Source organism: Arthrobacter sp. P1_B9 (assembly GCF_056406495.1).
This window is the reverse complement of record NZ_JBFUAA010000014.1, coordinates 65,010-87,739: the sequence shown is the minus strand read 5'-3', so window position 1 is coordinate 87,739 and position 22,730 is coordinate 65,010. Positions and strand designations below refer to the sequence as shown.

Annotated in this window: 19 protein-coding genes; 4 read left to right on the top strand and 15 right to left on the bottom strand. The window is 70.7% G+C overall.

Features of this window, described 5'->3' with window-relative positions:
* Positions 1–59: 59 nt before the first annotated feature.
* Positions 60–1,085, bottom strand: coding sequence for a non-homologous end-joining DNA ligase (ligD, locus tag AC1D1A_RS17330; protein WP_476871506.1), 1,026 nt, complete (start codon positions 1,083–1,085; stop codon positions 60–62).
* Between the two features lie 70 nt (positions 1,086–1,155).
* Between ligD and AC1D1A_RS17325 the strand changes: the two genes are divergently transcribed.
* Positions 1,156–1,845, top strand: a complete 690-nt coding sequence (locus tag AC1D1A_RS17325; protein ID WP_476948297.1) for an alpha/beta hydrolase family protein — start codon at positions 1,156–1,158, stop codon at positions 1,843–1,845.
* A 23-nt stretch (positions 1,846–1,868) separates the two neighbouring features.
* Here AC1D1A_RS17325 and AC1D1A_RS17320 read toward each other — a convergent pair whose 3' ends face one another.
* From AC1D1A_RS17320 to AC1D1A_RS17305, 4 genes are all read right to left on the bottom strand, one after another.
* Complete coding sequence (locus tag AC1D1A_RS17320; RefSeq protein WP_476948305.1) at positions 1,869–3,020, bottom strand: macrolide family glycosyltransferase; 1,152 nt, start codon at positions 3,018–3,020, stop codon at positions 1,869–1,871.
* 259 nt (positions 3,021–3,279) lie between these two features.
* The gene (gene hrpB / locus AC1D1A_RS17315) at positions 3,280–5,973 is read right to left on the bottom strand and encodes an ATP-dependent helicase HrpB (protein WP_476948296.1); all 2,694 of its coding nucleotides are present in this window, start codon (positions 5,971–5,973) and stop codon (positions 3,280–3,282) included.
* A 63-nt stretch (positions 5,974–6,036) separates the two neighbouring features.
* Positions 6,037–6,753, bottom strand: a complete 717-nt coding sequence (locus AC1D1A_RS17310; protein WP_476855986.1) for an anti-sigma factor family protein — start codon at positions 6,751–6,753, stop codon at positions 6,037–6,039.
* The gene (locus AC1D1A_RS17305; protein WP_476948295.1) at positions 6,750–7,256 is read right to left on the bottom strand and encodes a sigma-70 family RNA polymerase sigma factor; all 507 of its coding nucleotides are present in this window, start codon (positions 7,254–7,256) and stop codon (positions 6,750–6,752) included. Before AC1D1A_RS17305 ends, AC1D1A_RS17310 begins: the two co-directional genes overlap by 4 nt.
* Before the next feature lie 537 nt (positions 7,257–7,793).
* Between AC1D1A_RS17305 and AC1D1A_RS17300 the strand changes: the two genes are divergently transcribed.
* Positions 7,794–8,465, top strand: coding sequence for a hypothetical protein (locus AC1D1A_RS17300; protein WP_476849558.1), 672 nt, complete (start codon positions 7,794–7,796; stop codon positions 8,463–8,465).
* A gap of 130 nt (positions 8,466–8,595) precedes the next feature.
* Positions 8,596–8,862: a hypothetical protein gene (locus AC1D1A_RS17295; protein ID WP_476849557.1), complete on the top strand. Its 267-nt coding sequence runs from the start codon at positions 8,596–8,598 to the stop codon at positions 8,860–8,862.
* Positions 8,863–8,932: 70 nt separating this feature from the next.
* On the opposite strand, the gene AC1D1A_RS17290 is transcribed toward AC1D1A_RS17295, so the two are convergent.
* Positions 8,933–9,265 carry a YegP family protein gene (locus tag AC1D1A_RS17290; protein WP_476855988.1) on the bottom strand — a complete coding sequence of 111 codons (333 nt, stop codon included), beginning with the start codon at positions 9,263–9,265 and terminating at the stop codon, positions 8,933–8,935.
* A gap of 264 nt (positions 9,266–9,529) precedes the next feature.
* Positions 9,530–9,685, bottom strand: a complete 156-nt coding sequence (locus tag AC1D1A_RS17285) for a hypothetical protein (RefSeq protein ID WP_476849555.1) — start codon at positions 9,683–9,685, stop codon at positions 9,530–9,532.
* Between the two features lie 319 nt (positions 9,686–10,004).
* On the opposite strand from AC1D1A_RS17285, the gene AC1D1A_RS17280 reads away from it, so the two are divergent.
* The gene (locus AC1D1A_RS17280; protein WP_476849554.1) at positions 10,005–11,072 is read left to right on the top strand and encodes a quercetin 2,3-dioxygenase; all 1,068 of its coding nucleotides are present in this window, start codon (positions 10,005–10,007) and stop codon (positions 11,070–11,072) included.
* Positions 11,073–11,189: 117 nt separating this feature from the next.
* On the opposite strand, the gene AC1D1A_RS17275 is transcribed toward AC1D1A_RS17280, so the two are convergent.
* From AC1D1A_RS17275 to AC1D1A_RS17240, 8 genes are all read right to left on the bottom strand, one after another.
* A complete protein-coding gene (locus AC1D1A_RS17275) occupies positions 11,190–12,431 on the bottom strand; it encodes a DUF3500 domain-containing protein (RefSeq protein ID WP_476855989.1) in 1,242 nt (413 codons plus the stop codon).
* Positions 12,409–14,157 (bottom strand): FAD-dependent monooxygenase, encoded by a 1,749-nt coding sequence (locus AC1D1A_RS17270; protein ID WP_476855990.1) that lies wholly within the window; start codon positions 14,155–14,157, stop codon positions 12,409–12,411. The genes AC1D1A_RS17275 and AC1D1A_RS17270 overlap by 23 nt, the downstream gene beginning before the upstream one ends.
* Positions 14,157–15,002: a fumarylacetoacetate hydrolase family protein gene (locus AC1D1A_RS17265; RefSeq protein ID WP_476855991.1), complete on the bottom strand. Its 846-nt coding sequence runs from the start codon at positions 15,000–15,002 to the stop codon at positions 14,157–14,159. Before AC1D1A_RS17265 ends, AC1D1A_RS17270 begins: the two co-directional genes overlap by 1 nt.
* A 125-nt stretch (positions 15,003–15,127) precedes the next feature.
* Positions 15,128–16,000: an alpha/beta hydrolase fold domain-containing protein gene (locus AC1D1A_RS17260; protein WP_476855992.1), complete on the bottom strand. Its 873-nt coding sequence runs from the start codon at positions 15,998–16,000 to the stop codon at positions 15,128–15,130.
* Positions 16,001–16,097: 97 nt separating this feature from the next.
* Entirely contained in the window at positions 16,098–17,168 is a 1,071-nt protein-coding gene (locus AC1D1A_RS17255; protein ID WP_476855993.1) for an alpha/beta hydrolase fold domain-containing protein, read from the bottom strand.
* A complete protein-coding gene (locus AC1D1A_RS17250) occupies positions 17,165–19,030 on the bottom strand; it encodes a glycoside hydrolase family 3 protein (protein WP_476948294.1) in 1,866 nt (621 codons plus the stop codon). Before AC1D1A_RS17250 ends, AC1D1A_RS17255 begins: the two co-directional genes overlap by 4 nt.
* Positions 19,027–20,046, bottom strand: coding sequence for an alpha/beta hydrolase fold domain-containing protein (locus tag AC1D1A_RS17245; protein ID WP_476855995.1), 1,020 nt, complete (start codon positions 20,044–20,046; stop codon positions 19,027–19,029). Before AC1D1A_RS17245 ends, AC1D1A_RS17250 begins: the two co-directional genes overlap by 4 nt.
* Positions 20,043–22,730, bottom strand: coding sequence for a family 78 glycoside hydrolase catalytic domain (locus AC1D1A_RS17240; protein WP_476948293.1), 2,688 nt, complete (start codon positions 22,728–22,730; stop codon positions 20,043–20,045). The genes AC1D1A_RS17245 and AC1D1A_RS17240 overlap by 4 nt, the downstream gene beginning before the upstream one ends.

The window sequence follows — 22,730 nt, the reverse complement described above, 5'->3', positions numbered from 1 at the left end:
TTCGATGCAGGAGCGGCCACGGATGGGCCGGCGGGTGTTGCCCGTCCGCGCGGGCAGCCTCAGCCGCTGTTGCGCGCCCGGCTCGGCTGCACCCGCGGCGGTTCCCCCGGCATCTTCGGGAAGTCCGGCGGGAACGGCAGCTCCCCCAGCCCGGCTTCGAGGTCTCTGTTCCACCATTCCAGCAAAAGATCGACGGAGCCGGCGCCGCCTGCGTGCATGCCCTCCCACGGATCGCCGGAAACTTTGAGCCGCTCCGGAACGGTGGCGATCGTGAAATCAGCCGGGTCGACGGACCCGAGCTCTTCCCAGCGGATCGGGCACGACACCGTCGCGTTGGCGAGTGCGCGCGGGCTGTAGGCCCCCGCGATCGTGCGGTCGCGGTTCGCCTGGTTGAAGTCGACGAAGATGCGGGCGCCGCGTTCCTCTTTCCACCACGCGGTGGTGACTTGCGCGGGCATCCGACGCTCGAGTTCGCGGGCTGCCGCGATGACGGCGTGGCGCACGTCCAGGAACTCCCGGGTCGGCTCGATCGGGGCAAAGACGTGAAGCCCCCGGTTCCCCGAGGTCTTGATGAAGGCCTCCAGCCCGGCCTCCGCGAGTACGCGCCGCAACTCCCGTGCAACCGGAACGGCCTCGGCGAACCCGGTACCGGGCTGCGGGTCGAGGTCGATCCGCAACTCGTCCGGATAATCCGGTTTGCCGGCCCGGGAGGCCCAGGGGTGGAAGACCACCGTATTCATCTGCACCGCCCACACCGCTGCGGCGATTTCGTCAATGACCAGCTGGGGATGCGTGCGTCCGCTTGGATAGACGACGTCGACCGCGCGGATGAAGTCCGGCGCACCCTTGGGCGGGTTCTTGGAGAAGAATTGCTCGCCGTCCACCGTGTCCTTGAACCGCTGGAGCGTTACCGGCCGGTCCCCGTTCGCGGCCAGGAAGGCGTCCCCGACGTCCACCAGGTACCGGGCCAGGTCCAGCTTGGTCAGTCCCGGGCCGGGCCAGAGAACCCTCGCCGGGCTGGACACCCTCAACTCCCGGTCGCCGTGCGGACCGCTGACGGTGAGGTGGACTTCTTCCTTGGCCATGGGGACAACCTACCCCGGCGGCGTGGACAGTTGAAGAGCGGAACAGTTGTCCACCCGGCATGATGGACACATGACAACGCCCGAGTTCCCGATCACCCTTGAAGCCGGCGAAGCCGCAGTGTCAGGCGTCTTTGCCGGGCCCGAGGACTCCTTCGCAACCCTGGTTGTTGCCCACGGCGCCGGGGCGGGAATGGACCATCCGTTCCTTGTGGGCTTCACCCGCGCCCTGAACGAACTCGGCGTCGCCACCCTGCGCTTCAACTTCCCCTACCGCGAGGCAGGACGAAAATTCCCGGACCGGCCGCCGGCAGCCATCGCCACCTGGCGGGCGGCCATGGCCGCCGCCGCGTCCCGTTCCGCGGGCCGGCCGCTGTGGGCCGCCGGGAAATCGTTCGGCGGACGCATGGCCTCAATGGCCGTCGCGGAAGGCATGCCTGCCGCCGGGTTGGTCTATCTGGGCTACCCGCTGCACCCGCCGGGGAAACCGGAAAAGCTCCGCGACGAGCACCTCTACGGGCTGACGCTGCCGATGCTGTTCCTGCAGGGCACGCGGGACACGTTCGCCACCCCGGAACTGCTCGAGGCCGTGGCGGCCAAAATCGGGCCGTCCGCGACCGTGGAGTGGCGCGAAGGCGGGGACCACTCCTTTGCCGTTGCCGGCGCGAAGCGCAGTGCCGACGAGGCGGGGGCGTCACTGGCGGCGACGGTCGCCGACTTCCTGAAAACACACGGCGATAATCCCGCGGCCGCGCTCCCCTGACCGGTCTGGCGTCACGGCCCGGCCTAACCGACGTCGCCGAACCGGCCCGCCCCGTGCTGCACACGCGCCTCGATGGCGTCGGCGGCAGCCACGGCCCCTCCCGCGCTGCGGACAACATCGCGCATCGCGGCCAGGTTGCGCCGGACCAGCTCGTCCGTATGGACCGCGGTGACCGCGGCCCGGAGCGCGTCGGACCCGACGTCCTCCGGCGCAAGGCGCCTGCCCAGACCCAGTTCTTCCAGCCGGCGGGCGGTGGCCGCCTGTTCCGGCTGCTGGGGCACGGCCACCATTGGGACGGCGTAATACAGCGCTTCCATGGTCGAATTCATGCCGGCRTGGGTGATGAAGACGGCGGTCTGGCGCAGTACCTGCAACTGCGGGAAGAACGGCCGGACCCGGACGTTCGGCGCAATCGTGCCGAGATCGGCCAGGCTGGTCTGGTCCCCAACGGCCATCGCGACGTTCCACTCGCTTCCGCCGAAGGCATCAAGGCACATCCGGAAGAAGTCCGGCCGGCGGTTCAGCGGGGTGGTGCCCAGCGAAATAAACAACAGCGGTCCCGTTCCCTCACGCTCCCATTCGCCGTCGGTATCCCGGCCGCCGACGCTGGGACCCACAAACCGGAACCGGTCATCGAAGGTCGCCCCCATGGGCTGGAATTCGCGGGGTAGGAACACGATGTTGAACGGCGCAGGCGGACCATCGAACATCCGCGGTGTCCGCACGCCCTGCCCGGCCGCGAACTCCGCCAGCAATCGGCCCATGGCCAGCGCAACCTTGGCCATCTCATCGGCGCCGTCCGGTGGCGGGGCAGGCATCAGCGATCTCAGCGAGAAGTGCTCGTTGGTGGCATAGGTGGGCATGAGGGCAATGGCCGGGGCGCCGATCTTTTCCGCCGCCATGCTGCCGCTAAGCGTCATCGCGTCAAAGCAGATAGCGTCCGGCGGGTCCTGGCGGAGTTGCTCGACCAACGCCGGAAAGCTGGTTCTGAGGTCCTCGAACACGCGGTGCATGATCGGCAGCATCAGGTGCGCCTGTGCCCGCTGCCCGGGCCCCAGGGCGGGCAGCGATGCCATCCAGTTCCCGCCGGACGCGTGAAAGTCCGCGCCGGCCTTGCGGATCAGCGGTCCGAAGTCGGCGGACGTGAAATATGTGACCCTGTGCCCCCGCGCCACGAGCTCCGCCACCAGCGGCAGGGTCGGGTTCACGTGTCCGTAGGCGGGAATGGAGACGAACGCAAGGTGCATGGCCATCACTCTTCATCGCGTGGCTGATTTTTGTTTGACGGGCAGGTTTGACCGGCCCGTTTGACCGGCCTGTTTGCCCGGCGTCCCGCGGGCCGGGAGGCCCGCCGGTGTCGTGCTCCTTCATCATGCCCCTGTTGCCCGGGCGGCGCGAGTGGTCAGTTGGCAGCGCCGGGCTGCTGGTCCGGCGTCAGTTCCGCGGCTTGGTCCGGGCTGTCGCGGGTGCGGTCCATGGGTCTTCTGGCCACGGGTGCCGCGGATAGCGGCCGCGCATTTCGGCCCGGACCTGGGCATAGGGCCCGGACCAGAAGGACGCGAGATCGTCTGTCACGGCCAGGGGCCGGCGGGCCGGCGAGAGCAGATGGAACAGCACCGGCACGCGCCCGTCGGCCAGTCGCGGCGTCTCGGCCCAGCCAAAGCACTCCTGCAGCTTGACGGCCACTACAGGCCGGCCGGTGGCGTCTGCCGCGTCCGGGTAATCGATCCGGATCCGGGATCCGCTGGGGACCGCCAGCGACTCGGGTGCCAGTTCGCCCAGCCGGGTCGCCTCGGGCCACGGCAGCAGCCGGCTCAGCGGGCCGGCGAGGTCGATCCCGCCCGTCGACGCCCCGCCGGCCAACGCCGCGAGCTCCGGGGCCAGCCAGTCCTGCAGCCGGGCCAGCAACGCCGGTTCGGAAACGTCGGGCCATGCCCCGCCCAGCTCCCGGTGCAGTAGGGCAAGACGGCGGCGCAAGCCGTCCGCCGCGTTCGACCATCCGATGGTGGCCAGCCCCTCGCTGGCCAGGGCGCGGGCCACGGCTGCGCGGCCCTCCTCCGCAGGAGGCCGCACCGGGGTGGACGAGAGCACGATCGCGCCCAGGCGGCGCTCCCGCCGGGCCGAGACCCGGCCCTGGCTAAACCGCGCCTGCAGCGTGTCGCTCAGGAGGTTGCCGGCGGCGGCCTCTGCGGTGTCCGCGGTCAGCGGCGCCGCAGAGCGGATGACGGCACCGGTCCCCGCGGCGTCGCGCCCTTGTGCGCGGGACACTTCGGCCACTCCCAGCCATTCGTGCCCGGACAGGGCGCTGCCGGCCGGCAACCCGGCCCGCGTTCCGGAGGTCAGCAGGTATTGCGCCGGCCCCTGGCCCGGAACGCGGCGCGCCACCCGGTCCGGGAAAGCCAGGGCGACGACGAACCCGACCGCCTCCGCGGCACCAACGGCCCCAGCAGATGCAAGCGGCGCGGCGCCGGATGGCTTCTGATGCCCGCCACCGGTGGATTCCTGCCGGGCGATTGACTCCATCCGCCGGACGTCCTCCGACCAGCGCCGGGATCCGGGATCCCGGCCCGTCCGCAGCGCGGCAAGCAACCTGGAGAGGTCTGCGCCCGGTGCGCGCTGGTCCCCCGAGACCAGGGCAACGGCCTCGGCCGCCGTGCGGTAGCCCACCGTCGCGGCGCCGTCCAGCAGGGCGCGGGCCAGCCGGGGATCAGTCGGGACCCGGGCCAGGGTCTTGCCCACCTCGGTTGCGTGACCGTCCGCGGTGACGGCGCCGAGTTCCCGCAGCACTTCGACGGCCTCGTCCATCGCGGCCCGGGGCGGCGCGTCCGGCAGCGCCAGTCCCCGGCCGCCGGGGGCTCCCCAGCAGGCCAGGACCAGGGCGGCGCCGGTCAGGTCAGCTGCCGCGATCTCCGGCGTCGGGTGCGCCGGCGCGGCGCCAAAGGCCCGCTGGTCATAGCAGCGGATCACCGTGCCCGGGCCCTGGCGTGCGGCACGGCCGGCACGCTGGTCCGCGGACGCCCGGGAGCAGGACACCGTCACGAGTCCGGACATTCCGCGGCCGGCGTCGCGCCGCGGCTCGCGGGACAGCCCGGAATCGATAACCAGCCGGACGCCCGGAACAGTGAGGGAGGACTCGGCGAGTGCGGTGGAAACGATGATCCGGGCAGCCCCGCCGGGCTCACGCCCGGAGACGGCGCGGTCCTGCTCCGCCGGCGGGGCCTGGCCGTGGAGTTCAAGAACCTCGGCGCGGCTCCGGCCGCGGAGCCGCGCAGCCACGTAGGAAACCTCCCAGGCGCCGGGAACAAACACCAGGGCGTCCAGATCCCGTCCGCCAGCCAACGCGGCCGCGTGCCCGGCCGCTGCCGTGTCGGCCACATGGTCCAGGAAGGCCCGGGCCACGCCCCGCTCATCCAGCCGCGGCGCCGGCGCGGGGGCCCATTCCACGTCCAGCGGAAACAGCACGGACGGACAGTCGATGACCGGTGCCGGGCCGCCGCCGTCGTCAATTCCGTCCGCCGCCCCACCGATCGGTGCGTCTCCAATCAAGGCGGCGAAGCGGGGGGCATCGAGGGTGGCCGACATGGCGACGAGGGCGAGGTCGCCGCGCAACTGGCGGACTTCGGCGAGCATGCCAACGAGTAGGTCGGTCTCCAGCCCGCGTTCGTGGACCTCATCGAGGATCACGGCGTCCGTGCCCTCGAGCCCCGGGTCCGCGAGGAGGCGGCGCAACAGGATGCCGGGGGTAACGAACTCGATCACGGTACCCGGGCCGGTCTGGCGTTCCCCGCGGACCGTGTAGCCCACGCGGTCGCCGAGCCGGGTGCCGTCCAGGGCGGCCATGCGCCGGGCGGCCGCACGGGCAGCGACGCGGCGCGGCTGGGTGACCACGATCCGCGGGCGCCCGCCCCCCACGCCGGCGGCGATGTTGGCGAGCAGCGGCGGCACCAGTGTTGTCTTGCCTGTCCCAGGAGGCGCCTGCACCACCGCGGACGCCCCCGCACCGCCGGCCTGCAATGCCGCCGCGAGGGCTCCCAGCGATTCAGCAAAAGCCAGGCCCGCCCCGATGGCGCCGAGATCGAAAAGCCCCTTCGCGCAGGCTGGGTCCAGGGGTGCGGTCGCGGAAGTCACGCCTCCATTGTCCCTGCAATGGAGTCCTGGCCATCCATCCGGCGCCGCGCCGCTGATCCGGCGCTACGGGCGCGCGGCCAGCAGCGTCTTGCCGCTCGCGACGGCACGGATTTCAATGCTGCGGATATCGGCTCTCGGGACAACCGTGGTGGCCGTCGGCGTCGCCACTGTCCCCGGCGTTGCTGTCCAAGTGGCCACCTGGGTCGTGGCGCCGCGGGAGTCGACAACCACCAATCCGTACTCCTCCGGCGCGCGGAGACCGCCCGGCAAAGCGTAGTCGGCCGGGGACGGCGTGTACGTGCACTGCCAGTCGATCTGCGTTCCCCACGGCTGCGTGGTCAGGGATCCGGTGGCCACCATGGCGCTGTCGGCGACCGGCGTGAAGTTCAGGGCCGTCGCGGATGCGGCCTGGATCTGGGCAGCCGGGGGCGGGGAGGCCGTGACCTCAACGTAAACCGCGCCTGCGGCGGCAGCGGCACCCAGCATGATCCCGGCGACAGCCAGGCGGGTGCGCCGGCGGCCGCGTTGGACCTTATGCGCCAGCCCGGGCTGCAACGTCGGCGTCCGCCGTTCGCCGTCCGTCCGCCCGAGGGACTGGGCTTCCTCGGGTGAGAGTGCTGCCAGCAGCGACGGCAGTCCGGCAAGGTCGGCGACGGCGGCCCTGCAGCCCGCGCAGCCGGACAGGTGCTCCTCGAACTCGCGCCGCTCGGAGGAGATGAGGGAACCCAGCACGTACGCGGCATCCCAGCGGCGGTACTCATCGGTTCCGTTCTGGTTCATGGCGTCACGCCTCCCTCCTGCAGGGCCAGCCGCATCGCCCTCAGCGCGTAGTGCAGGCGCGACTTCACCGTTCCCTCGGCCAGTTGAAGATTTTGCGCGATCTCGGCGGTCGTCTCCCGCAAATAGTACGAATGAATGACGACGGCCCGGTGCTCGGCGGACAGCCCGGCGAGCGCATCCGAGACAAGCCACCCGTCCAGGATCCTGTCGACCCGGTCCGCCTCCGGAATCTCAGGCAGCTGATCGGTTCCCGTTTCGTGCCGGCGCCGGGCGCTGCGCCGGTCATCGATGACGAGGTTGCGGGCAACCGTGTAAAGCCAGGCCCGCACCGCCGTCTCCGGGCGCCGCAGAATCGCCGGGTGTTTCCACGCGCGGATCAGCGTCTCCTGCACGACGTCATCCGCCAGGGCAATGTCACGGGTCATCCCCATGACGAACCGCCATAGCGCCGGGCCGTAAGCCTCCTGCAGCGATCGCAGTAACTCGGCCTCCTGATCGGACATTTCCGCCTCCTTGGAGGTAGGACGACGCCGGGCGGCAAACAGTTCACTTGCGCCCGGCGCGGTTAATGGCCGCAGCCAGCGTTGAACCTGCAGGCTGCCGGAACCGTTGTAGGGACAGGTCCGGCCGCCCCTGGCCGGCCATCCCAAAGGAGAGCACAATGAAGATTCTTCGCCCGGCGACTGCCGCCGCGGCGTTGGGCGCCATCCTGCTGCTGGGGGCCTGCTTCGCCGGGCGCACAGCGATGCCGGCACCGGCCCCCTACACAGTCCCGTCAGTTCCTGTGACGGGGACCCCCACGCCGTCGCCCAAGGACCCAGCCAGTAACGCGGCTCCGCCGTCGACCGTTGCCCCGCCCGTTGTGCCGGCTCCGCCGTCGACCGTTGCCCCGCCCGTTGTGCCGGCTCCGCCGTCGACCGTTGCCCCGCCCGCCCCGGCGCCCATGATCCGGCCGCCGGCGCCCGCCCCGCGGCGCGTCGTTCCACCGGCGCCGCGGCCCATGGTTCCGCCGCCCGCCCGCGTGCCTGCCGGAAACGATCATGATGCCGACAACAACGGAGGACCGGACGACGGTGACGGCAACAGGTAGCAGCCACGGGGCGCTTGGGCCGGGCCCCGGCAGGGGGCTCCTGTTCGGGGTGCCGGCGGCGCTAGCGGCTTTGGCCCTCAGCGCGTGCGGCAGTCCGGCCGGGAACCAGCCGGCGGCGCCTGCCTCCGGCCCCACCCCGTTCGCGTGGTTCCGTGCCGGACCGGCCCCGGCAGGATGGCAGCCGCTGGAGCTTCCGGACACCACAGCCGTGCTGGCCATCCCACCTGATGCCGCTCCCGTGCCGGGCGACCCCGGCAGCGTGTCCGCGACCGTCACCGCCCCCGACGGGGACCTCCAGATCTATCTCAACGCCACGCCGCAGCAAGGCGACGAGTCGCTGGCTAATTGGCCCGAATTCCGGCTGGCCCATCTCACGGGCGAGAACGCCGCATCCGCGAGCCGGCTGCAGTACCGCGCCGGAATGGGGTTCCGGGGAGGCAACGGTTCCTGCGTGGAAGACACCTATGTAACGCGGATCGGTGCCCACAAATACCGTGAAATAGCCTGCCTCGTTGCAGGAACCCGGGGAAGCAGCGTCCTGGTTGTGGCCACGCCGGCCGATTCCTGGGACCGCTTCAGCCCCGTGCTGCAGCAAGCGGTGGACGCGTATGCCCCCGAATAGGGGCACGGCCCCATCCCCATCGAGCAGGGTGGCCTGGACCGTCGAAGGAAGCCGGCTGGTCCTGGCCGGTTGGTTTAGTCACAACGAAGGCGGGAGACTGGATCAACTCGATCACGAAAGTGGGAACCACATGATCAATCTCAAGCAAGACGCCGAGGGGTTCATCCGCATGAACCGGCACTTCCCGGAAAAATCGCTCATCAGCATCACGTTCACCGATGGCTCAGAACACGTCTATTCCGGGCACCGGCTCAACGGCATCTACGACGAGGCCCTGGCAGAGTACCGGGCGCAGAACCACCTGGATGCCAAGGGGTTCTCGCGGGCGCCCAGGAAAACGGTCCAGCCCGCGAACAAGATCGAATTCGTTCCGGTGCACGCCGGAATGGACCCGTAGCGGCGCCCCTGGCCACCCAACGTCCGCCTTGGCCGTTTGCCGCGGCCGGGTCGCCGTGGGCCCGGCCGGATCAGCCGACGCCTACCGCGCCCGGCCCGTGCGCCGGGCGGCGGAGGGCGCGGGCGCGGATCCGGAGGTCGTTGTCGTGCACCCGCCGGTCGACGCCGGGCACCCGCGTCGGAGTGCTTCTCGGCCGCGGTGCCGCCGGACTTACCGGCGGCTCCGGGCACAGATCACTGATCAGCCCCATGCCGGCGTACTCGCGCACCGCGGTGATGCCGGCAACCGCTGCAGGCTTGTCCGCGAAGCCCTTTGACACGGCCAGTACTGCCCCGTCCGGTGCCCTGAGCCGAAACCTGAAGCAGGCATCGGCGTCAACGAAGAGTTCAAATGTGCCGGCCATGACGATCCTCCCGATGCGCGGGCTCCCCGTCCGGGCATCATTGCCACGGGGTGAAGAGGAAAGCGTCGCTGCTGCCCGCTGGTTTGGTTTGTCCCTGAGGGCTGAACGGATGATGTCAGCCCGTCATTAAAGTCTCGCTGCGTCCGTGGAACGCCCACAAGGCAAGTCACGTAAATCCCAGGTAAATAAAAGCCAACAGCCGTGCGCGGGCAGCCGCCGTCTGGGTCCGCCGCGGGCAGGAACACTGGCGCCTCCGCGGTACCCCTACAGGGGCGGCCAATGGTCGCGGCAGTAGTCACCGCGGCTGGCGCCGGGAGACCCTTGCGGGATGACGCGGTCCCAGGAGGGGGCGACGGCCTCGCTCCGCTCTGAAGGCTCGGCTGCCGCCGTGCGGCCTGCGTCGCCGGGAAACCAGGTCATGACTGAATCGTTGGACAACGTACCCCCCATTGTTCTTGGCTGGAGGCGCACCGGCTCGCATTACGGACCGCCATGCGCCTCACGCAAGACTAACCGGGAGCACTGACACCAAAACAGGGACTTTGGACCGTATCGGCGAAAGGCGGCGGGCGCCTACCCGTGACCGCCCGCAGGCCGCCGCCAACGGCTTCCCGGCGCCCAACAGCCCGGAGCGACGGGCAGAAGTGTTTCATCCATTGGAAATGGAAGTCGCAGCGGCGGAGAATCAGGGGCAGTCTTGGGGGCAGCCCGCGCTCCACAGACAGGAAAGAAGGATGCGATGTCCCTCAGCGTTGAGGAAATGAACAAAGAGCTCCCGTTGGCGAATGTGCTGCCGGGCGACGCCGTCCCGTACTACATGGCGTCGGGCGAAGGCGCCCGCTATGAGATCAACGGCCAGCTGGTCACGGTGATCGCCCGTGCGGCGGACACCGGCGGCATTTTCAGCGCCGCCTACATCTCCGGCGGCATGGGGGCCGAATCGCCGTTTGTGAGCCACGCGGTGGAACACAAAACGCTGTATGTCTTCGACGGCATCCTGCACGTCTGGCTGCCGGGCGAAAGCCGCATCCTGACTCCCGGGGATTCCGTGGTGATCCCGCCGGGAACCCCGCACGCGTACCGGATGGCAAGCCACTACACCCGGTTCCTGAACTGGATGACCCCGGGCGGCGCCGAGGCCTACTACGAACGCGTCGGCACACCCATCGATTCGCACGTCCCGCCTGTCACCCCGGGCCGGAAGCCCAGCCTGCAGGAGTGCGCGGCGGTGGGCGCCGAATTCGGCATGACGTTCCCCGACGTCGAACGCGTGGCACCGTCTTTCCGGCAGGACGCCGGGCTGCCGGCGGCCCAGAGCCCGTACTTCCTCAGTGCCGGCGAGGGCGAGCGGATGGTCAGCTACCAGACCATGTTCACTTACCTGTCCCGGCCGGCGAACACGGGATCGAACTACTTCGCCGTCCACACCAAGGGCGCCAAGTCCCCCTACATTCCGCTGCACTTCCACGAACAGCACACGGAAAACTTCCTCTGCACCGAGGGCCGGATGTGGATCTACGCCAACGGCCGCGAAGTGCTGCTCACCAAGGGCGACTTCCTCCACGCCCCGGCCGGGACCATCCACTCCTTCGCCTTCGATTCCCACAACACCCAGATGGTCGGGTTCCTGACGCCGTCGGTCTTCAACGGCTTCTTCGAGTACTTCAACAAGCCCACGGAGGACTACATGTACACCGAGGGCGGCGAGCCCTACATGGACATGGAGGGCTTCGGCCGGGCCCAGGCCGAGATGGACCTGACCGTGGTGGGTCCCCCGCCGCAGCGCAGGGCTGCGCTGGACATCTAGCCGGACCGGGGCATCTGACCCGGTTTTCCGGTCCGGCTGCAGGTCCCACGCGAATGGCCCGGAACCCCCCGCGGAGGGTTCCGGGCCATTCGCGTCTGTGGATGGCTTGTCAGCGGTTCATGATGCGTGCAGAGCCTGGCGCACCAGCTCGCGCCCGTAGTCGTTGCCGTTCGGGGTGCGCAGCACCGTGTGCATGTGGAACGGGGCCGGGGTGTCGTTGCTGAGGAAGACGCCTGTGTGGTGGTCCAGTTCCATGACCAGCACGGGGCTTTGCAGTCGGAAGTAGAAGGCGTCCTGCGCCTCCCATCCGCCGATCCAGCAGAACCAGGTTTCGTCCCAGTGGGCCGCGATCTCCCGCCGGCGGGCGGTCCGCGGCCCGTCGGGGAGGAACGCGATGAAGTCTGCCACGAGCTCGTCCAGGATCGCGCGTGCCGCGGCGGGCATCGCGTTGACCGGGATGCCCTCGTAGGGAATCACGCGGTTGTCCTGGAAGCAGCCGGCCAGGTGCCGTTCGTCCCCGGGGTGCAGCCTGCCCTCCGGCATGGCCGGGTCCTGCATGTCCGCGAAAAGCGTGGCCTCGTCCCGCAGCGGCCCGGGCAGGGATTGCATCAGGCGCCGCGCCAGGGCGATCCGCTCCTTGAAAACGGCCACGCCCTGGTGCGGGCCGGCGTCGATGACGTCCGGTTCGGCGCCGAGGAACACCGGCGAGACCACCAGCTGGGTCCCGGCCACCAGGACGTTGAGCGCCACGTGGTGGCCGAAGAGCTGCCAGCCCCACGGGGCCGTCTCCGACGGGTCACCGTAGAGGGCGAAGTTGTAGCTGAACTCGTTCATCAGCTCCGGCAGCTCCACCAGGCCGCCCAGGAATCCATTGATCCGCATCAGGTTCCGGACCAGCCCGTAGCCGGCCGGACTCAGGCTCTCTGCCAGGACGGCCAGGATCTGTTCGCGCACACCCTGGTCCAGCTCGTCCAGGCGCAGGCCCGTATCATGCTGCAGGAATTCCGGGTTGGCCCAGCTCTGCCATTCGTGCGCGTCCACCCCGTAGCGGAGCTGTTCGGCCTGGGCCGGCGTGAGTCGTGCCAGCAGGTCCCGGGCGGCGGCTGTCATGGCGGCCGCCGGCGCCTCCTCCCCCGCCGGCGCCGGCGCGAGGGGGTACAGCCCGGCTTGGTGGACACCGTCGCTGGTCACCCCGGTGAAAGGCTCGGGGTATTGGGCGGCCCAGCCCTGGATCATGGGACCCGCGAAGGGATCGGTCTTTGCCGCCTCGGCATAGCCGCGGGCATCCAGGCCACGGATCTGCGCCACCCGCGGGTGGTCGGGCGGGTAGAGATAGTCACGGAAGGACGGCACGGACACGTGTTCTCCTGTCGGGGTCTTCGGATGGTGTTGCCAGCGGCCAGCCGGCGGCCACGCCAATGGCCGCGGCGGCCCCCGCGGGGTCGGTCCCCCGCCAGGCGACGTGCTGGTCCGGGCGGACCAGCACCGCGGCGGCCTGCCAGTGCGTGGTCATCGGGGTTCCGTGCTGGTCGGGTCCGACGTCGACGACGGACAGCGGGATTTTGTGGATCGCGGCGGCGGCCAGGACCGCCGCGTAGGCCTGTCCGGCGGCCGCGCCGCCCAGGCTGTCGCGGTCCACCAGGAGGGTGAAGCCGGTGTCCAGCAGGTCATAGAGCGACGTTGTCGCGTCGAGCCAGGCGTGCGGCAGCAGCGATCCGGGGCTGGCGGAGGGGACGTAGCTGACGGGGTCCTCGGCGGGGACGGGCAGGCCGTCCGGGACCACCAGAGGCGAGGAGCCGTACGTGTAGCCCAGCACCAGTCCCAGCGAGTCGAACTCGCTTTGTTTGACGGCCAGCGCCTCCTTGGCGACCCGCCGGGCTGCCTCGCCGTCCGCATCCGCCCGGCCCAGGGCCGGGTCCGCGAAGTGGTAGGCCAGCGACTTCCCGTTGGCGGCGGCGTCGCGGATGGTCCGGGCCGCGACGGGCCGGCGCTCCAGCTCGTAGCTGCCGGGCAGGGCCGGGCCCGCCCAGCCCGCCAGGGCGGCGGCGATCTTCCAGGCCAGGTTGGCGGCGTCGCCGATGCACGTGTTGAACCCGTGCCCGCCCCAGGGCGGATTCAGGTGCGCCGCGTCCCCGACCAGGAACACGCCGTCGTGCCCGTATCCCGGGGCGAGCAGCATGCGGGCCGTCCAGGGGTCGGTGGCGATGACCTCGACGTCGACGTCGGCCCCGACGAGCGAACGGACCAGGCGTCCGGCGTCGGGTGATGCGCTGCCGTCCACGCCCTGGATGATGGCCCACCAGGTGCTGCCGAGGTCCAGCCGCCCCACCATGCCCGAAACCTCGGGTCCCAGGACCCAGTACTGGACGGCCGGGTCCAGGGTGATCGCGGCGGCGAGGGTGTCGGAACGTAACAGGACACTGATGTTGGAGAGCTCGGCGGAGCCCCCGGCGAGGCGGATGTTCAGCCGGCGGCGCACGGTGGAGGAACCGCCGTCGGCCGCGGCGACGAAGCTGCAGTCCACGGCCTTGCGCCGCCCGGTTGCGTCGGACACCGCCACGCGCGAGCCGAAGCGCGGCCGGCCCGGGCCCGGCGTGCCGCCGCCCTGGTTGATGTCCAGGTCTTCCACGCTCAGGCCGGTCAGCAGCGTGATGAGTGGGGATTCGGCGGCGGCCTCCCGCAGCACGGCCTCCATGACGGGCTGCGGGACCTGCTGCCCGCATTCCGGCTGGGGACCATACCGGCCAGGGACGAGCTGGAAGGCCTGGCGGAACCGGGTGACTTCGTGGCCGGTGAGGGCGGAGCAGAAGATGACGTCCTGGGCGTAGGAGACCGGCAGCGGCGCGGCGTCGCGGAGTTTGTCGGCAAGCCCGAGGCGGCGCAGGTGCGTCATGGTGCGGGCGTTCGTGGTCTTGGCGCGCGGCCGGTCCTGGTCAATGGTGGTCCTCGGCTCGATGACGAGGCTGTGGATGCCGCGGTGCGCCAGGTCCAGGGCCAGGAACAGCCCGCTGGGTCCTCCGCCGGCGATCAGCACCGGCACCCGCTCCGGCAGGTCGCCGAGGGCCGCGTTGTTGACGGCCGTCATCAGGCCCGTGCCCGCAGTGACGGGCCGCCCACGGGCGTGGTGAGCGTTCCCAGGGTGTCGATTTCCACTTCGACCGTGTCGCCGGGCTGCAGGAGCCACGGCGGGGTCCGGACGTAGCCGACCCCCTCCGGGGTTCCCGTGGCAATGACGTCACCGGGATGCAGGGTCATCGTCTGGCTGATCAGGGCGATGATGGCCGGGACGGAGAAGATCATGTCCCGGGTGTTGCCGTTCTGGACCTCGGTGCCGTTGACACGGGTCCGGACCTGCAATCCCTCGCGTAGGTCCCCGGCCTCGTCGCGGCTGACCAGCGGGCCGAGGGGGCCGCTGAAGTCGCCGTTCTTTCCCAGGGTCCATTGGGCGGTGAGCTTTTGGGCCCGCCGCGCGGTGAGGTCGTTGAAGGCGGAGTAGCCGAAGACGGCTTCCGCGGCGGTGGCCTCGTCCGCGGATTCGACCCGCCGGCCCACGTAGGCGGCGACTTCGCCTTCCCAGTCCAGCCCGGCCTCGCCCGCGGGCACCGGCGCGGGGACATTGCCGACCGAAAGGGACGCGGTCCACCGGCCGAACAGCGTGGGGTATTCGGGCACGGAGAAGGAACCCTCAGCGGCGTGGGCGCGGTAGTTCAATCCCACGCAGATCACGCGGGCGGTGGGCGGGACCAGCGGGACTTCGGTGGCGTCCGCCCGGTTCAGCGACGCGCCGCCGGCCGTCAGGGACAGGGACTTTTCCTGCCAGCCGGCGGCATCCGCCCAGAAATCCTGGACCGGAGCCAGCGGGTAGACCCGGCTGTCGGCCAGGGCCGCAACCCAGGCCGCGCCGTCGTGGGTGATGCCGATGTACTGCATGTGAAGGGCCTTTCAGGTTCCGCCCGGACGGGCGCGGTGAGGGAAGTGGTGATCGTGGAAAATTGGCACGGCAAAGCTGCCCTGGTCAGGCCGAGGCCTGCACTGGCTTCGCGGGGACGGGTCTGTCAGGGGAGGTGGGCCTGGCGGAGGAAGAAGTCGACGGTGGCATCCATGGCCTTCTCCGCGGCCGCCTGGCTGTGATCGGGCAGTACCCACATGTGGTCCGCGTCCTCGATCAGGAGCAGTTCGACGTCGGTACCGGCGGCTTCCAGCGCCGCCGCGAGGGACGTCGACTGGGCCGGCGGGACGAAGCGGTCGGCGGTCCCGTGGACCAGGAGGAAGGGCGGCGCCGCCGGGGTCACATGGCCCATGGGGCTGGCGGCAGCGGCCTTGCCGGGGGCCTCGGCCAGCACCGCTCCGATGAGCAGTTCTTCGCGTGAGGCGGGGTCGTCGGCACGGGCGACGGCGTTGGGCAGGCTTTGTTCGGCCATCGTGGCCAGGTCCGCGGGCGCGTACCAGGCTGCCACGGCAGCGACCGCGGCGTCGCCGGTGTCGCCAGGGGTGCCAGGGGTGAGCCCCACGAGGCTGGCGAGATGCCCGCCCGCGGAGTCGCCCCACGCGAAGATCCGGTCAGGATCCACGCGGAACTCCGCCGCATGGTTCCGAAGCCAATCCACGGCGGCCTTCGCGTCCTCCAGCTGCGCCGGGAACCGGGCGGCCGTACTGAGCCGGTAGTCCGCGGAGACCACTACGAAGCCTGCGTCCGTGAGCCGCCGGAACGGGCTGAAGCCGAAGCCGTCCAGGACCGGGCCGAGGGAGGATCGCTCCCCCGTCCGCCAGCCGCCGCCGTGGAAGTGCACGATGGCGGGGAACAGTTTCGGGGACGGCCCTTCGGCGGGGTGTTCTTCGGCGGCGGGGAGGTAGACGTCCAGCAGCAGGGGTTCGGCGCCCCCGGGGCAGGCGAACTCGATCCCTTCCAGGATCTGTTCTGCTGTCATCGTCGGCTCCATCTGCTGCTGGCCGGCCTCTCGAGGTGTTCCGGCGTCTGAATCAAGGGTGTCGGATACCGGGCCGTGCCGGCACCGGGCATTTCAATCATTGGAACGGCTTTGCCTCCACCAGGGCCCGGGCCAGGAAGGCGAGGCCGTCCTGCACGATCCTAAGCCCCGCGGAATGGTTGAGATAGCCGTGGACGGCACCGGCTTCGAGGCGGAAGTCGACGTCGGTTCCGGCACGCCGGAGTCCTGCCGCGAAAGCCTCTGCCGAGTGCCGCAGGTCGTCGTATTCGCATGCGATGATCGCCGCGGGGGGCAGGCCGGAGGGGTCCGCGTTGCCGGGCATGGCATAGGAGGACGCCATGGCGACAGGACCGCCGATGTAGTTCTCCACGAGGGCGCGGCAGTCATCGGCAGTGAAGCGCAGCAGCCGCGGAAGCCCCTCGAGCACGCCGGGTAAGGATCCCGGGACGGAACCGGGCCCGGAACCGGCGCCGGATCCGGATTCGGAACTGGAACCGGAACCGGCGCCGGATCCCGGACTGGAAGCGGTGCTGGAACCGGGGTTGGATCCGGTGCTGGGCGCTGGCAGGTCGGCGTGCAGGAACGGGTACGCGAGCAGCAGTTTGGCCGGCAGTGGCAGGCCGGCGTCCTTGAGGAAGAGCGCGGCCCCAACGGCGAGATTGCCGCCCGCGCTGGCGCCGCCCAGGCACACGCGGTCGGGGTCGGCGCCCAGCTCCGCGGCGTGCTCTACGGTCCAGAGCCAGGCGGCCAGGACGTCCTCGTGCGGGACGGGGAAGTGCACGCCGTCGCGGGCCAGCCGGTAGTCCACGGACACCACCACGCCGCCGCTGCGGGCGGCGACTTCCCGGGCCAGTTGGTCCGCTTCGCGCATCTCCGGCCCGCCGCCGGCAAATCCCCCGCCGTGCATCCACACGAGCGCGGGACCGTCATGGCCCGGGGCGCCGCCGTAGACCCTGACAGGGACGGTCCCGTTCGGACCGCGCGCCCCGGTTTCCCGGAAACGGACGGCTGGAGCCTGGTAGGGCACGGCACCGCCGCTGAAGGCCTCGAGCCGGTCCAGGCCGCCGGGCTGGCCCAGGAGGTCAGTGATCGAGCCCGCTCCGACCAGGTGGTGCAGGGCGCCGGCCAGGTCCGGGTCCAGGCTCATGGCCGGGACCCGGTCGCGGTCCGGGCCCAGGGCAGCGGCGCCCCCAAGTCGACACTGTCAACCGTGCCGGTAGCGGCCCCCGCAGCGGCCCCGGACGCGCCGGCGCGTCCGGACCGGGGCAGGGACAGTCCATGGCCAAAGCGGAAGACGGGGTCCTCGGTGTCGAACGGCATGTCTTCCCGGGAGGCTTCGAYGGCGGCCATGGACCGCGGGAGGTCGAACGGCAGACGGCCCTCCGGCACGGCACGCCCGGTGAGGATGTCCGCCAGGGCATCGGAGTCGGATCCGTAGTTGGCCAGCAGGGCCGCGGCGTGGTCGGCGATTTCGGGCAGGACGGCGGGCCGTTCCAGGTTGATGTCGATCACCGTGGGGACGGCCCGGCAGATGGCGGTGACGCGTTCGATCTCCTCCGGCGCGAAGGCCAGGTTGCCGCAGTGGAAGAAGGATTCGAAGCCCTCGCCGCGGACTTCGAACGGGGTCCCCAGCCGGAGGATGGCGAGGTCCGCGGCCTCCGGCGTCGGAACCGGGATGAAGCCCGGCCCCAGGTCCGCGGCCGTAATGCCTTCGAGGTAGACCCTGGCGCCGGCGGCGAGCGGCAGGACGGGGCCGCCGTCGACGTCCTTGTTGGCCAGGAGCGTGTAGGAGCGGCGCTGCATGGCCCGGCCCGCGGCGCGGAACTGCGGGGTCCCCACTGCGGAGTCGGAGGCGGCGGCGTCCACGAGGGGGTTCTCGAAGAGCCCGAGGAGGAACTTCTCCTCCAGCAGTTTGCGGACGGAGACGTCGAGCCGGTCTTCGCTGAGCTTGCCCGCCCGGACGGCGCCGGTCAGGAGGTCGACGCAGCTTTCGCCGCCGATCTGGTCCACGCCGGCGTCCAGCGCCTTGAGCAGCCGTTCCTGCGGTGTCAGGTGTTCCACGCCCCAGGCCCTGGCCGGGAACACCCTGCCAAAGATGTCGCCGTCGGTGAGGATGCCCCAGTCCGAGCAGACGATCCCGCCGAAGCCGAGTTCTTCGCGCAGGAGTTCCGTGAGGATGCGCTTGTTGAAGGCGAAGCCCACTTCCTCGTATTCCGTGCCGACCGGCATGCCGTAGTACGGCATGATCTGCCGTGTGCCGGCGGCGACGGCGGACCGGAAGGGCAGCAGGTGATAGTCGAAGTTGCCGCCGGGATAGACCTGTTCGCGGCCGTAGCTGAAGTGCGGGTCCTCGCCGTCGAGCTGGGGGCCGCCGCCGGGGAAATGCTTGGTCATGGTGGACACGGACGCTGTCCCGAACGCGTCGCCCTGGAAGCCGCGGACGTAGGCGCCCACCAGCTCCGCCGCGAGCTCGGCGCTCTCACCGAACGTGGCCGCGCCGCGGGACCAGCGCGGTTCGGTGAAGACGTCCACCTGCGGGTGCAGGGCGGCCCGGATGCCGACGGCGAGGTACTCCTGCCGGGCGATATCGGCGAACTCTTCCACGGCGTCGGGGTCTCCGACGGCGGCGAAGCCGAGCGCCTCGGGCCACTGCGAGAACGGCCCGGCCAGGGCCCCGGTGCCGGGGTTGTCGGTGTAGGCGTGGCGCGGGTCCGTGGAGAGCGTGACCGGGATGCCCCAGCCGGTGTCCAGGGCGAGACGTTGGATGCTGTTGTGCCATTCGGCGAGTTCCCTGGCCTGGGTTGCGGCGCCGATGATGTTGAAGTGGTTCATCCGGCGCCCGCCGATCAACTCCACGGCCGGGCCGGTGCCGAGCGCGAACGGCAGCGCGCCGTGGAACATCAGGCCCGCCTTGTCCTCGAGCGAGAGCCGGGAGAGCAGGTCCTGGACGCGTTGCCCGACCGGCAAAGTGGCGTCCTGGTAAGGGTACCGGGCGGTGGCGGGGGTCATGGCTGGCTCAATTCGTTGGAGAGGAAGGTGATGGCTGTATCCAGGATGCTGTCGATCCGGTCTTCTGCGCCGAAGAAGCAGTGGTCGGCGCCCTCGATGACGACGACGTCGTTGCGGACGCCGGCGGCGCTGAGGGCCTGCGCGAGGAGCTCGCTCTGGGACAGGGGCACGAGGGCGTCGCTGTCGCCGTGGATCAGCAGGAACGGCGGCGCCCCGGCGCTGACGTGGCCGAGCGGACTCGCGGCCGCCAGCCGGTCCGGGTCGCTGGAGCCGCCAACGAGCATGGGTCCCGGTTCCATGCTCATGCCTGCCGGAACGGCGGCCACCATGGGTCCGGTGAGGAGGCCGGCCGGGAGCTGCATCGGGGGCATGAGGGGCAGCGAGGACACGCCGTAGAAGTCCACGACGGCGCTGACGGCGCTGGAGTGTCCCTGCGCCCCGAGTCCGCCCTCGAGGTCTTCGCGGCTGCCGGTCAGACCCAGCAGCGCGGCCAGGTGGCCGCCGGCCGATTCGCCCCAGGCGCCAAAGCGTTCCGGATCGATCCGCAGCTCCTGTGCGTGCGCGCGGAGGTAGCGGACCGCCGCTTTCAGGTCATGCAGCTGGGCCGGGAAGGCGGCTTCGAGGGCCAGCCGGTAGTCGACGGTGGCGCAGGCGATCCCCGCCGCGTTGAGCCGGGAAAAGACGGAGTCCGCGGGGAACGTGGGCGGCAGCTCACGGCGATCCCCCAGCTGGAAGGCGCCGCCGTGGACCCACAGCACCAGCGGAACCGGCCGCGGCACCGGACCCCCGGCCGTCCGCGGAAGCCAGATGTCCATGCTCAGCGGCCGGAACCCGACGGTCCGGGCGTAGCTGACTTCGCGGTGTACCGCGGAGACCTCGGATACCTGCACGGCCGTGCCCGGGCCGTCGAAGGCAGGGAACGCCGGTAACGCTGGACCAGAAGGCGGGCCGTCCTTCCCTGCGGCGGCGTCGGGGCTTGCCTCGGTGTCAGTCGTTGGGGATTCGATTAAGGTCATGGTGCGCTCCTGGTGAGGTGGGGCAGGGATGCCGGGACGGCCGGGCCGTACGGGACGGAGAAGGTGTGCGTTCCGGGCCCGACGACGGCTCCCGCCCGGCCGGGCAGGCGGACTTCGGCGCTGGTGCCGGCCGGGACGACGGCGTTCAGGGTCAGCCCGCCGTCGTCGATCCGCCAGCTGGCCGAAACCAGGCCCTGGGGGCCGCGGTGGGATGTGCTGGCGGATGAGAGGCCGGCGCCCGGGCGCGGTTCGATGATGATTTGTTCGTAGGCCGCGCTCCCCGGCGCCTGCCGGAGTCCGGCGGTGTAGCGGTGCAGGAAGGACACCACGGCGCCCTTGCTGTAGTGGTTCAGGGACTGCTGCGCTGTGCCGTCCGGGCCGATGCCGTTCCAGGCTTCCCACATGGTGGTCGCGCCGCGGTCCACCATCACCAGCCAGGACGGTTCGGTGTCCTGCATGAGCAGCTCATAGGCCAGGTCAAGGTGGCCGTTGTCGGCAAGGACCGGCAACAGGTCTGCGGTGGCGAGGAACCCGGTGCCCAGGTGGGTGCCGGCGTCCCGGATGAGGCCGGCCAGTTGCGCCGCGACCGCCGCCCGGTGCTCGTCGGCGACAAGGCCGAAGGCGAGTGCCCGGACACAGTTTGCCTGGCTGGGGTCGAACAGTTGCCCGGTGTCATTGACGTATTCGCGGGCCCAGGCGTCGCGGACATTGGCGGACAACTCTGCCAGGGCGGCGGCCTCCGTGTCCTTGCCCAGGACGGCGGCGATCCCGGCCATGATGGCGGCGGAGTGCCGGTAGTAGGCGGTGGCCACGATGCCGTGGTCGGCGGACCTGGCCGCGAACAGGTCCGGTTCCGGCCCGTCGGGTTCGAGCCATTCAGCCCAGTGGAAGCCGGTGTCCCAGAGGAACTGCTCGTGTGGTTCCGGCGTAGGTCGGGTGACGGCCCGGGCCGGGTGCCGGGCGCCTCCGGCCGCGCTGCTGATGAACCCGAGCCAGCGGTTCATGGCCTCCCAGTTCTGTTCCAGGATGGCCGTGTCACCCGTGGCCCGGTAGATCTCCCACGGCACCAGGACGATCGCGTCTCCCCAGCCGGCCGAGCCGTTGACAAAGGCCATGTGATCGGCCGCGGTGGCGTCCGGGCCCGCCGACGGCGAAATGTTAACGATCACTCCGTTGTCCCACTGATCAGCCCGGACATCATTGAGCCACTTTCGGGAGAAGCCGGCAACGTCGAAGAGGTAGGCCGCGGTGGGCACGAACACCTGCCAGTCGCCGGTCCAGCCGGCTTTCTCCCGCTGCGGGCAGTCCGTGGGGACCTCGCAGGCGTTGCCGCGGAAGCTCCACTCGACGATCCCGTGCAGCGTGTTGAGCCGGTCATCGCTGCAGCTGAACGTGCCCACGCGTTCGAGGTCGGTCTGCACCATCCGGCCCACGAGATCCCCCGGTTCCAGCGGGTCCGCCAGCCCGCGGACCGAAACGTACCGGAAGCCGTGCGTCGTGTGGCGCGGCTCGAAAATTTCGCCGGGCGCGCCGGAGGACACCACGGAGTCGATCTGCCCGGCGGACAGGAACTGGCCCGGGTTGCGGAAATCGTGCGGCCGCAGGTGCTCCTGCGTGACCTCGCCCGCGTCGTCCAGGGCTTCGCCGTACACCAGCGTCACGGCGTGGCCCGGGGCGCCGAGCCGGGTCAGGCGCACCCAGCCGTTGATGTTCTGGCCCAGGTCCACCACCTGGTGGCCGCTGGCCAGCCGGGTGATGGACACCGGGGCGATGTCCTCCACGGCGCGGGTGGGCGGTGCGACGGGACCCGTCAGTGTTTCGAAGCTGCCGTCACGGAGCACAGCGTGCCCGCGACGGCTTCCGGAGCGAACGCCTGCGGCACGGAAGTCGACACGCTGCCCGGCCATGAGGTCCGCGCTGACAATTTCGGACGGCTCCACCAGCCAGGTGTCATCGGTCCCGACCACCGTCCGACCCGCCGCGGATGCCAGCTCGATCTGTACCAGCAGCGCCGTCGTGGTTCCGTACATGTCGGCGTCGCGCGTGTACCCGAACGTGCCGCGGTACCAGCCGTCGGTGAGGACGCCCGTGACGGTGTTGCTGCCGGTCTGCAGCAGCGTTCCGACGTCGAACGTCTGGACTTGCAGGGTGCTGTGGTAGCTCGTGGAGCCCGGGGTGAGCTCCTGGTCGCCTACCCGGTGGCCGTTGATGAAGAGCTCGTAGATCCCGTGGGCGGTGGCGTACGCCCGGGCCGAGTCCGGGACCGCGTCCAGCTCGAACGTGGTGGACAGTGCGTAGCCCGGGCGCTCGCCGGCCGCGGGGATGGCGGCCTCGCGCGGGCCGATCCACTGTGCGGCCCAGTCGGCGGGGTGCAGCAGGCCCAGTTCGACCGGCATCGGGTCCGCCCACCTTGAGGCTGACTCGCTGCCGTCCGCGGCAAGGTCCCAGGTCCGCACCGTCCATTCAAAGTGGTCCCGGGAGCCCAGCGCCGGGCCGCCGTAGGGCACCAGGCGGTGGGTTCCCGATTCCACCCGGCCGGTGTCCCAGCCGTTGCTGGCGGTGATCTGGTAGGCGCTCTGCCGCACCGTCCCCTCCGGCGGGGTCCAGCTGAGCCGGGGACGGGTGGTGGTGATGCCGAAGGCCTCGCTGAGGTGCTCAACGCGCAGGTGTGTGGGCTGGTTCAC